Here is a 10,481-nt window from a genome sequence, read left to right as displayed (position 1 = left end):
GGCGATGGTGCCGGAAGGGCGTGGCGTGTTTACGCGCATGAGCATCCAGGAAAACTTGTTGATGGGTGCTTACACCAGCAATGACAAGGGCCAGATCCAGGCCGACATTGATCGCTGGTTCGAGGTCTTCCCGCGCCTGAAGGAACGTGCGGCGCAGATGGCCGGTACCCTGTCGGGCGGCGAGCAGCAGATGCTGGCGATGGCGCGTGCGCTGATGAGCCATCCCAAGCTGCTGTTGCTGGATGAACCGTCGATGGGTCTGTCGCCGATCATGGTGGAGAAGATCTTTGAAGTGATCCGCAATGTGTCGGCGCAGGGCATCACCATCCTGCTGGTGGAACAGAACGCCAAGCTGGCGCTGGAAGCGGCGCATCGCGGCTATGTGATGGAGTCGGGCCTGATTACCATGGAAGGGCAGGCGCAGCAGATGCTGGATGATCCGCGGGTGAAGGCGGCTTATCTGGGTGAGGGATGATGGGTGGTTTCAGTGCGTGGTGAAGAAATGGGTAAATGATATAAATCATTTGCAGTGAAGTCCCATGAAAAAGCGCAGCTCTCGGGCTGCGCTTTTTTTGTTTGAAGGCTAAGTACTGAGCCTGAATGAATTTTTATGTCGGGCGACATGGTTGGTTTCTTCTTATCGGCGGCGATATTGTCGCCTCTCCGGCGTCGATCTCCCCCCAACGCCCCGAGCCTGAAAATGAAAACCCCGTGTTCGAGAACACGGGGCCCGGGATCAAGCCTGATGTACAGCCGGCGCAGGACTTCTGACTTCTTCGGAACAGAGAGGTGTCTGGTCCGATCAGGCCGCCTTGCGCGCCCGCACCTCATTGCGCAGGCTGCGCACCTTGTCATGGTTGGCCAGGACACCCTGGTACTGACGCTCGATGATCAGTCGGATATCGGTGGGAAGCTCTTCGCTCAACGCCTTGCGATAGGCGTTGACGGCGGCATCCTCTCCGCGTTCGCATTCGTCCAGGATGCTCTCGTCGTCACGCCCCGTGATGGCGCTCTTCACGTTCACCCACTGTCGATGCAGCGCCCCGCCCAGCGTACTGTGGCTGGCCGGCTCGCCGCCGAGGCGATGCACCAGAGCCTGCAGGTCCAGAGCCGCCTGGCCGCAGGCAGTGGCCCGCTGCAGGAAGGTTTCCTTGTAGGGAATGTAGCGCTCCTGGGCATCCTCGGCACAGGCCCGGAAACCCTTTTCGCCATCGATGGAAATCTGGATCAGATCGTTCAGAGTGGAAATGAGGTGGTCGTTGGTCATGTTGTTTCCTTTCTCCTGGAAAGCCGCTCCCGCCATCATTCAGCGAGCGGGACGGCGTGAACAGGCATCAGCTCAATGGACGAAGAAATAGATCAGAACCAGCAGCAACGCCGGTACGCCACACAGCCATGCGAGGAAGTACTTGCCCATGATGTTCTCCTTGTCGTCAGCTGGTCAATGGTCAGCGCTCGGATTGGCACCGGCGAGAAGCAAGCCCGTCCGTCGCTGCACGTTTTCATCCTAGGAGCCAGCCGTGCGCAATTCCATCGGACTGGGCCGCAAGCCGATGTAGGAAACGGCCGTGCTTGAGCGCCCGACGGCGCCGCGACGAAACTGCCAATCCGGCCGCAACCCCAATGCTGACAAGGCTTTCCGCTTTGTCCTACAAGACAATCGGCCGCCGTCCTATAGAGCGGGATAGTGACCGCTCGCTATCATTTTTCACATGGTCTCCAGGCGCGCTGAACGCGTCGCAGCCGCAGCCATCGCGGTGCAGGACCGCAGTGCCGCAGGTGCCCGGATTAGCTTTGGGCATTCATGTTGAACCCTTGAGCAGGAGCAAGCACACCATGAACAAGAAGACGATCACCGGTCAGTTCAACTTTGCCCTGGGCAAGCTCCAGGAAAGTGTGGCCTCCGTGCTGGGCAATGTGAGCCTGCAGCGCGCCGCCCAGCGCCGGCAGATGGATGGCCGCATCACCCATGCGGTCGGCCAGGCACAGGATCTGATCAAGCGCTCGCTGCGCCAGCGCGCCGGTTCGCTGTAAGGCGGCACCGTTTCGACGCCAACGCAAGGAGAGAACTGATGCGTTTTGGAAAGACATTCCTGTGGGCTGCCGGCATGGCCGGCTTGGCTGTCGGTGCCAGCCTGCGCATGCTGGCGCGCCAGGCGCAGCGCCGTGAACAACGCCAGCAGGAAGTGGCACTGCAGCGCTGGGAAGACGAGGGTGGCAGTGCCCGCATCGTGGCACGGCGCCGTATCCGATGAGCGCAGGCGAGCAGGCTCGATGGGCCGTTGTCCTACACGGCAATCGGGCTGGCGCCGATACAAAGCGCGACAAGCCATCGGTATCGTGCAACTGACTGACTGAGGCAGGCAAGAATGACGCGGTGCCAGGACGCAAGCGCCGGCATCAAAAAAACAAGGGAGGAGATCATGGACAAGCTCGTACTCGGATGGCTGCTGGGAGTGCCGGTGTTGGCGCTCATCGTGCTGCAGTACCTGCTGTGATCAGCGCCCTGCACACACCCCACACCGGATGGCCGGGCCAGCCCCGCCGTCCTGATCAAACCGCAACGAATTCAAGGAGGGCAAGCATGCAAGCCAACAAGTTCAAGACCGTTCGTACCGATGTGCAATCGCTGTTGCAGCAGGCGCAGGACATGTTCGCCGAAGCGGCCAATACCACCGGCAAGAAGGCCGATGATTTGCGCGCGGGTGCCCAGGACTTGCTGGAGCAGGCGCTCAATACCGCCCAGGATGCCCAGGCTGCCATGGTCGAGACGGGGCGCCAGATCGTTACCAGTACTGACGACTACGTGCAGTCCAACCCCTGGCGTGCCATTGCCATCGGCACCGGTATCGGCCTGCTGGTCGGTCTGGCCGTGGGCCGCAGCGCGGACCGCTACTGAGCAGATCCGTCAACGTATTTTCCCGGAACCCGGCGGCCCGCGCGGCAGGCCGGATCCAGCCAGGCGCCAGGGTCCTTTCGACGACCGCAGCGCATTAGTCAAGAAACCGGAGAGAAGGAATGACCATGACCAAGAATCCACCGAAGACCGACGTCAAGAACAAGCGAGACTTCCACCTCGACAAGGATGCCATCCGCGCCGCCGCCAGGAAGATCGATGACGGCGCCGTCACCGAAGGCTATCGCGGCAATCGCGAGGAAGTCATCGCCATGTTGAATGACGCCCTGGCCACCGAACTGCTGTGCGTGATGCGCTACAAGCGTCACTACTACACCGCCAAGGGCCTCAATGTCGAAGCCATCAAGGGCGAGTTTCTGCAGCACGCACAGGAAGAACAGAGCCACGCCGATCAGATTGCCGAACGTATCGTGCAACTCAATGGCGAACCCGACTTCAATCCCAAGACCATCGCCGAGCGCAGTCATGCGCAATACGATGAGTCCGACAACATCAAGGACATGGTCCGCGCCAATCTGGTGGAAGAGCGTGTGGCCATCGAAGCTTATCGCCAGATGATCGAACGCATCGGCGACGATGATCCGACCACCAGGCACATGCTCATCCAGATCATGGCGCAGGAAGAAGAACACGCCGATGACATGAGCGATCTGCTGGGCCTGTAAGCCCACCGCAGTGCCTACTGGAGCAGAAGGATATTTCGGGAATCCATTCCCCCAACTTTGCAAGGAGACCGACATGAACTGGGACATCGTTGAAGGCAACTGGAAGCAATTCAAGGGCAAGGCCAAGGAGCAATGGGGCAAGCTGACCGACGATGACCTCGACGTCATCGCCGGCAAGCGCGACCAGTTGGCCGGCCGTGTGCAGGAAGCCTACGGCGTGAGCAAGGACGAGGCTGAAAAGCAGATCCGCGACTGGGAAGACCGCAACAAGGACTGGCGCCAATAAGCCGTCCATGCGTGGCGCAGCACCCTAGCCAGGTGCGCAGGCCCGACGAGGGTGCTGCAAGGTGCTGGTGTATGAGCGTGAGTGAGTGAAAGTGCAGGACGCAGGCCGGTCCCCATGCCGGCCTGCATAAGAATACGGCCCCAGGCCGCAACCCAAGCAAACCATGAGGAAGGACACAATGAAAAAAATCATCGCAACCATGATCTTCGGCGCAGCCGCTATCGGCCTGCACGGTGCCGCCTTTGCCGCCGATCCGGCAGCGGCCCAGTACAAGGCAGACAAGGCCAAGGCTGACGCTGACTACAAGACGGCCAAGAAGAAGTGCGGTCCTCTGAAGGGTAACGACAAGGACGTCTGCGAGAAGCAAGCCAAGGCTGATCACGAATCCACCATCGCCGACGCCAAGGCCAAGCGCAAGGGTGCAGAGGCCGACAAGGACGCCATGAAGGACAAGAACGACGCCAACTATGACGTCGCCAAGGAAAAGTGCGATGCCATGAGCGGCGATGCCAAGGACAAGTGCGTGGCCAACGCCAAGGCCAAGTACGGCAAGTAATTTCGCTGGCAAGAACCCATTGCCTTCCTGACGCAATCACCTGATTGCGCAACAAATCAAAGGAGTTTCATCATGTCGCTGACCAAAATGTCCCTCACCAAGCGTTTCCTCGGTTTCTTCCTGGCCCTGTTCATGGTTTCCCTGGTGGGCTGCGCCTCCAGCCCCGGCAAGGAAGGCACCGGCGAGTACGTCGATGATGCCGTCATCACCACCAAGGTGAAGGCCGCCATCTTCAATGAACCGAACCTGAAGTCCGCGGAAATCAATGTCGAAACCTACAAGGGCGTGGTCCAGCTCTCCGGCTTCGTCTCCAGCTCGACCTCCGCTGCCCGCGCCACCGAACTGGCTCGGGGCGTCAAGGGTGTGGTCTCGGTACGTAATGACCTGCGCCTGAAGCAATAAGCCGGGGAACTTGCAAGCGCGTGACCGGTCTCTTGACCGGTCCGCGCTTTGTCAGTTCGTGGACTGCCGCTTGCCAAGCGCATCGCAACGATCCGGTGCGTTTCGCAAGAAGACAGGTCAGGACCTGTCAGGTATAGTTGGAACACGTTGCTGCCACGCAGGGGCAGGCCACTGGCCTGTCAGGACAGGGAGGCAGCGACGAAGATGGCCGCAGACCGTGCATCGATCATGTTGCCGTACGCAATCATGTGCAGGGTCCGGTACGGAATCGAGTACAAACATAAAACAGGTCCCATCAGCGCCCAGGGCGCTGAAGTTTCAATTCACCGCTCAAAAATGCCATGACAAAAATACTTGTAGTCGATGACCACGCGGTCGTACGGGCAGGTGTGCACCACTTCATTTCGGAAATCCCGTCGATGGAAATCGGCGGCGAGGCCAGCACGGCGGAAGAAGCCATCCGCCTGGTGCGTACCCAGGACTGGGATATCGTGTTGCTCGATATCGCCATGCCCGACAAGAGTGGCGTGGAAGTCTTGAAGCAGATCAAGCGTGAAAAGCCGGAGCTGCCGGTGCTGATGCTGTCGATGCACCCCGAGAGCCGCTATGCGGTGCAGGTGCTGCGCAGCGGCGCCTCCGGCTACGTGCAGAAGGAAGCGCTGGCCACCGAGCTGGTCAACGCCATCAACACCATCCTGCGCGGGCACAAGTACATCAGCTACGGCGTGGCCGAGCTGCTCACCAGCGAGCCGGTGGATTCCGAGAAGCCGCTGCACGAGACGCTCTCGCAGCGCGAGTACGAGATCTTCTACAAGCTTGGCCAGGGCCAGGGCGTGACGCAGATCGCCGACGAGCTGTGCCTGTCGGTCAAGACGGTCAGTACCTACCGTTCGCGGGTGCTGCAGAAGATGAGCATGACCAATAACGCGGACATCATTTATTACGCGATCAAGAACAACCTGATCGACTGAGCCCTGACACCCCGGGCGGACATGTTGCCGTGACGGCCGATATGGCCGCGCGGCAGGCAAGGAAGAGTGGTACGGCGCATCATGGATGACATTCTCAACAGCAGGCTCCAGCGCGACAGCGACGGGACGTCCTTGCGGATCTTCCTGGTGGAGGATTCGGAGGACGTACGGGACCTGATCGTGGAGAGCCTGGCCGAGATCGCCGGTGTACGCCTGGTGGGGTACGCCGAGAGCGAGCTGGAGGCGTTGCGCCATCTGCGTGAGAACAGCTATGACGTCCTGATCCTGGATATCCAGTTGAAGCAGGGCAACGGCATGAGCCTGCTGCAGGCGTTGGCCCGCTCCAATACGCGGCGCCAGAGTGAGCTCAAGGTGGTGTTCAGCAATCATGTGAGTCCGACGTATCGGCGCGTGGGAGTGCAATGCGGGGTGCAGCACTTCTTCGACAAGTCTTCGGAACTGCCGCTGCTGTGCGATCTGCTGGAGGAACTGGCCAGACAGAGAGCAGGGCGAACCGGGCGGAGTTCGTCGAGCAACAATACGCCACCGCAGGGGCCGGCCCAGACGGGCGGGATGTAAGTTTTTTTTGCTGCATCAATTTGCGCAGCCAGCCAGCATGTCGCCAGGGCAGTTCGGCGCGACCTTGATGGACCAGACAATCAGAACCGATCATGGCAGGCACGCCGCCACAAAAGGCGCGCATGTGGCACGGGTCGCACTAGAGCAAGGGATTTTCGACGATGCAGAAGAACAATGACGGCCTTCGTCCGTCCTCCGCCGATCTCCAGAACAGCGCATCGGTAGAGTATTTTGCCGCGTCCCACGCGCATGACAGCAGCATGGTGACACTGTCCATGGGCCTGTCCATGGCAGTGATCCTGCTGGGTGTGGTGGTGCTGGTGACGGGCTTGCTGGGCGAGGAATACCGGCGTTTGCTCTCGGGCCTGCTGGAGGTACGGGAGGTGACGGCAGCGGGCTTCATTCTGGGCGCTTCGGCGCTCTATCTGCGCTGCATGAATTCGAGTGCCCGCCGACCCTCCCTGCGCCAGCTGGGCACTGCGCTGGCCGCACTGCTGCTGGTGCTGGGCCTGGCCACACTGGTGCATGGGGGCATCGTTTTTCTGGGATGGCTGCCGCTGGATGGCACCCATCCGATCTCGCCGCTGGCCATTTCCCCCTTGCTGTCGGTGGGCTTCGTGCTGATGGCCCTGGCCCTGCTGCTGCAGGACTGGCGCCTGCTGGGCGGTTATTATCCGGCTGAATACCTGTCCTTCACGCTGGTGGGCTTGTCGGCCATTCCGCTGGTGGGCTATCTGTATGATGTGCCCCAGTTCATCTATCTCGATTTTCCGCTGCCGGTATCGCTGCTCTCGGCGCTGGTGTTCGCCCTGCTGGGGGCGGCGCTGCTGATGGCGCGTCCCTCCCATGCGCTCATGGCCGTGATCCTGCGCATCGCGCCGGGCGGCCAGATGCTGCGCCACCTGCTGCCGCAGACCTTGTTCCTGCTGCTGGCCTTCAGTCTGTTGCTCAACTGGGGCATGACGCATGGCTGGATCCTGCCGGAACTGGTGCTGCCGACGCTGACGCTGATCAACGGCGTGATCGTGCTCTTCATCTTCTGGGGCTCGGCCAGCCGGCTCGACAGCGAATATGGCGAGCGTACGCGCAATGCGCAGAAGCTGGCCGAAACCAGTGCTCTGCTCAATGCCGTCAGTGAAAGCACCAGCGATCCGATCTTCGTCAAGAACCGACAGGGCCTGATGATCTTTGCCAACCCGGCGACCTTGCACAAGCTGGGCAAGACCTGGGAAGAGACCATGTACCGTTCCAGTCGCGAGCTCTTCATGGTGCAGGAAGAGGCCGATGTCGTGGATCGCGATGACCGCCGCGTCATGGCCTCGGGCAAGCCCGAGAAGCTGGAGCAGACGTTGCACTTGCCCGAAGGCGTGGTGACTTTCCAGACCGCCAAGGTGCCCTGGTTCGGCAAGGATGGCAGCGTACAGGGCGTCATCGGCATCAGCACCGATATCACCGAGCGCAAGCAGGCCGAGGATGAATTGCGCCAGCGCGAAAGCCAGCTGGAGAAGACCGTGATCCAGCGTACCGCGCTGCTGCGCGAACTGACCAATCACCTGGAGACGGTGCGCGAGGAAGAAAAGCGCGCCATCGCACGCGAGCTGCACGACAACATGGGGGCGTCGCTGACGGCCTTGTCGATGCACCTGGAGGGGGTTTACCAGATCCTGCCGCCGGATGAAAAATGGGCCGACCGCAAGACCCGCATGCAGGGCCTGATGAAATCGCTGGTCGCCACCACGCGGCGCATCCAGACCGAGCTGCGGCCCAATACGCTGGACCTGTTCGGCCTGAAGGCAGCGATCTCCGAACAGCTCGACGAACTGCATGAGCGCACCGGCATTGCCTGCCACGCCAGCCTGCCCGATGAAGACGTGGACGTGGGGCATGAGATGGAAATCGCCATCTACCGCATGTTGCAGGAAATGCTCAACAACGTGACCAAGCACGCCAAGGCCAGCAAGGTCGACGTGATCCTCGACGTCGACGAGGATCACGTGGCGCTGACCGTGCGTGACGATGGCGTGGGCATTCCCGAAGAGCGGCGCGACAACCACAAGACCTACGGTCTGCGCGGTCTGCGCGAACGGGCCACGTTCTTTGGCGGAGAGGTCGATATCCGCTCCACGCCGGGCAAGGGGGCGCTCATCAGCATCAGCCTGCCGATCCGTCCCGAGCTGGTCTCCAGCGAGACCTGAAGGGCCTGCGCAGCACTGCCCTCACGATCCCGTCATCCCCTCTGAAAGCCGCCCCCAGGGCGGCTTTCTGCGTTTTGGTGAGTTTTCCTGTGCGGTCCGTTTTTCCGTCACGGGTTTTCGTTTTTTCCTACGCGCGAAAGGGCGACTCTCTTATGTCGCCGCCAAAGGCTCATCGTTACCATGGATTCATCGTCACACACCGCCCGACGGGCCGCAAGACGTGACGTAGCCGGCAGTGCGACCAGTGCGACGCCGGATGACCATCAGGCAAACAATCCAAAGGAGCCATCATGAACAAGGATCAGATCAAAGGCAGCTTGAAGGAAGCGGCAGGCAAGGTGCAGCAGAAGACCGGTGAGCTGACCGGCAATACCAGCCAGCAGGTCAAGGGCGCCGCCAAGCAGGTCGAGGGCAATGTCCAGAAGACCTATGGTGATGCCAAGGAAGCGGCCAAGGACTGAGTCTCCTGACCCGGATGTTCCGGCAGGGCGTGCGGGTCGGGAAGAGGATGCCGGAAGCGCTTGTAGGAAAACGCCTACACCAATATCGGAAACGGCTGATTTTGTGATGCAGCAATTTCCGCGACCATGTGGTCATGGTGCTGGTAGAGCCGTGAATTGCCAAAGAGTTCACGGTTTGCCGCATGAAATTTTTGCTCACCGCCAGAAGGGATCCCTGAAAGGGCAGACCATGAAAAAAACAGTCGGTATTTGCATGCTGGCAGCCGCTTCGGCTTTCGCCTCTCACGCCTTCGCTGAAACTCCCCAAACCGTTGACGGCGCTGCGCGCTGGTCGGCTTCCACGATGGACCGTCACATGCCGGTCGATGCGGCGCGTCTGCATACGCTGGGGCAGAAGAAATTCCGTTACATGGACATGGCCGAGACCCGGCGCTCCAAATCCCTGCAAAATGCCGTCTTGCTCTATGGCACCCGTGCCGAAGGCAAGGCAGGGGATGGGCAACGCGGCAACGCCAAGGCCGCACCCAGCATACCGGTTTATCGTGATCATGCGCAGCCTCGGCGGCCGCGCGTGATCATGCGCCCGTCGACCTGAGCGGCGGCCGCATTCTCTCATTGGATAAAGAGGAAGGAGTCATCATGAAGACCATGCAGAAACTGGCAGTGACCTCGGTCGCCATCTGTGCCTTTGCCGGCCTGACCGGTTGCAGCGGCATGACCCAGCAGGACAAGAACACCGCCATCGGTGCCGGTGCCGGTGCCGTGGGTGGCGCCGTACTCACCGGTGGCAGCGCCATCGGGACCGTCGGCGGTGCCGCCGTGGGCGGTGTGATCGGCAATCAGGTCGGCAAATAATCCGCTGGCGCTGCCCTGACAACAGGGGCAGCCACATCAACAACGCCGCCACTGGGTGATCCGTGGCGGCGTTGTCGCATCTGCTGCATGGGCATGGGCCGGCTTATCGGGCTTATCGGGCAGCGCGCTTGCGTGAGTGGGAGTGTGCTGCCGGTTTGGTCGGGGTAGTCTCGGGCTGGGCCGCCTTGTAATCATTGAAGATGCGCAGGGCGCGCGCCGTGTCCTGCTTCCTGGCCTCGGCGGCCTGCTGGCGGCAGGCTGCGGCCTCCTTCCCCTTGAGCTTGAGGCACTCCTTCTTCGCTTGCGCATAGGCGGCAGCGGTTTCCTTGTTGAGGTTGTCCAGGCGCTGTTGCGGGCTGTTGTCCTCCTGATACCAGCGTGGCGGATCGGATTGGCTGACATCTTCTTCAGCGGCGTGCGTGGTACCGGCGCAGAGCATGGTCAGGGCCGCCAGGAAAGCGGGCAGGGTGGAAGCGAGCAATTTATTGTTCATCTGGTGTCAGCCTCATCACGTTACGGGACAGGGGACCGATCGCGTGAGCTGGCCTCGGCACATTGCGAGGCGACGCGCACAAGCAAACGGCGCGGTCGGTG

17 protein-coding genes are annotated in these 10,481 nt (G+C 61.0%); 15 read left to right on the top strand and 2 right to left on the bottom strand.

Going from position 1 to position 10,481, the window contains the following annotated elements:
• The coding region (locus ACODSZ_RS02095; protein WP_488926932.1) for an ABC transporter ATP-binding protein at positions 1-475 on the top strand (475 nt) is incomplete at its 5' end.
• 125 nt (positions 476-600) lie between these two features.
• A complete protein-coding gene (locus tag ACODSZ_RS02090; RefSeq protein WP_488926931.1) occupies positions 601-771 on the top strand; it encodes a hypothetical protein in 171 nt (56 codons plus the stop codon).
• A 31-nt stretch (positions 772-802) separates the two neighbouring features.
• Here ACODSZ_RS02090 and ACODSZ_RS02085 read toward each other — a convergent pair whose 3' ends face one another.
• Complete coding sequence (locus ACODSZ_RS02085; protein WP_008326440.1) at positions 803-1,267, bottom strand: ferritin-like domain-containing protein; 465 nt, start codon at positions 1,265-1,267, stop codon at positions 803-805.
• Between the two features lie 569 nt (positions 1,268-1,836).
• Here ACODSZ_RS02085 and ACODSZ_RS02080 point away from each other — a divergent pair.
• The 13 genes from ACODSZ_RS02080 (at position 1,837) to ACODSZ_RS02020 (ending at position 9,887) form a co-directional block, all read left to right on the top strand.
• Positions 1,837-2,034, top strand: coding sequence for a CsbD family protein (locus ACODSZ_RS02080; RefSeq protein ID WP_008326470.1), 198 nt, complete (start codon positions 1,837-1,839; stop codon positions 2,032-2,034).
• Positions 2,035-2,072: 38 nt separating this feature from the next.
• The gene (locus tag ACODSZ_RS02075; RefSeq protein WP_008326472.1) at positions 2,073-2,255 is read left to right on the top strand and encodes a hypothetical protein; all 183 of its coding nucleotides are present in this window, start codon (positions 2,073-2,075) and stop codon (positions 2,253-2,255) included.
• A 329-nt stretch (positions 2,256-2,584) separates the two neighbouring features.
• On the top strand, positions 2,585-2,899 hold the full coding sequence (locus ACODSZ_RS02070; protein WP_008326473.1) for an ElaB/YgaM/YqjD family protein: 315 nt from the start codon (positions 2,585-2,587) through the stop codon (positions 2,897-2,899).
• Between the two features lie 119 nt (positions 2,900-3,018).
• Entirely contained in the window at positions 3,019-3,582 is a 564-nt protein-coding gene (locus tag ACODSZ_RS02065; protein WP_488926930.1) for a ferritin-like domain-containing protein, read from the top strand.
• A gap of 73 nt (positions 3,583-3,655) precedes the next feature.
• On the top strand, positions 3,656-3,868 hold the full coding sequence (locus tag ACODSZ_RS02060) for a CsbD family protein (RefSeq protein WP_058894511.1): 213 nt from the start codon (positions 3,656-3,658) through the stop codon (positions 3,866-3,868).
• A gap of 178 nt (positions 3,869-4,046) precedes the next feature.
• The gene (locus ACODSZ_RS02055; protein ID WP_008326487.1) at positions 4,047-4,424 is read left to right on the top strand and encodes a hypothetical protein; all 378 of its coding nucleotides are present in this window, start codon (positions 4,047-4,049) and stop codon (positions 4,422-4,424) included.
• A 72-nt stretch (positions 4,425-4,496) separates the two neighbouring features.
• The gene (locus ACODSZ_RS02050) at positions 4,497-4,826 is read left to right on the top strand and encodes a BON domain-containing protein (protein ID WP_008326489.1); all 330 of its coding nucleotides are present in this window, start codon (positions 4,497-4,499) and stop codon (positions 4,824-4,826) included.
• Between the two features lie 341 nt (positions 4,827-5,167).
• Positions 5,168-5,797, top strand: a complete 630-nt coding sequence (locus ACODSZ_RS02045; RefSeq protein WP_006464715.1) for a response regulator — start codon at positions 5,168-5,170, stop codon at positions 5,795-5,797.
• Between the two features lie 81 nt (positions 5,798-5,878).
• Positions 5,879-6,376, top strand: a complete 498-nt coding sequence (locus ACODSZ_RS02040) for a response regulator (protein ID WP_034349866.1) — start codon at positions 5,879-5,881, stop codon at positions 6,374-6,376.
• A gap of 161 nt (positions 6,377-6,537) precedes the next feature.
• Positions 6,538-8,571, top strand: coding sequence for a PAS domain-containing sensor histidine kinase (locus ACODSZ_RS02035; protein WP_034349868.1), 2,034 nt, complete (start codon positions 6,538-6,540; stop codon positions 8,569-8,571).
• 290 nt (positions 8,572-8,861) lie between these two features.
• Entirely contained in the window at positions 8,862-9,032 is a 171-nt protein-coding gene (locus ACODSZ_RS02030; RefSeq protein WP_008326507.1) for a CsbD family protein, read from the top strand.
• Between the two features lie 229 nt (positions 9,033-9,261).
• The gene (locus tag ACODSZ_RS02025; protein ID WP_488926929.1) at positions 9,262-9,627 is read left to right on the top strand and encodes a hypothetical protein; all 366 of its coding nucleotides are present in this window, start codon (positions 9,262-9,264) and stop codon (positions 9,625-9,627) included.
• Between the two features lie 44 nt (positions 9,628-9,671).
• The gene (locus tag ACODSZ_RS02020; protein WP_175345068.1) at positions 9,672-9,887 is read left to right on the top strand and encodes a YMGG-like glycine zipper-containing protein; all 216 of its coding nucleotides are present in this window, start codon (positions 9,672-9,674) and stop codon (positions 9,885-9,887) included.
• A 112-nt stretch (positions 9,888-9,999) separates the two neighbouring features.
• Here the strand turns inward: ACODSZ_RS02020 and ACODSZ_RS02015 are convergent, their stop codons facing one another.
• Entirely contained in the window at positions 10,000-10,380 is a 381-nt protein-coding gene (locus ACODSZ_RS02015) for a hypothetical protein (protein WP_008326510.1), read from the bottom strand.
• Positions 10,381-10,481 lie beyond the last annotated feature (101 nt).

It is taken from the genome of Herbaspirillum sp. FG34 (assembly GCF_057809315.1).
This window is presented reverse-complemented; position numbering and strand designations above follow the sequence as displayed.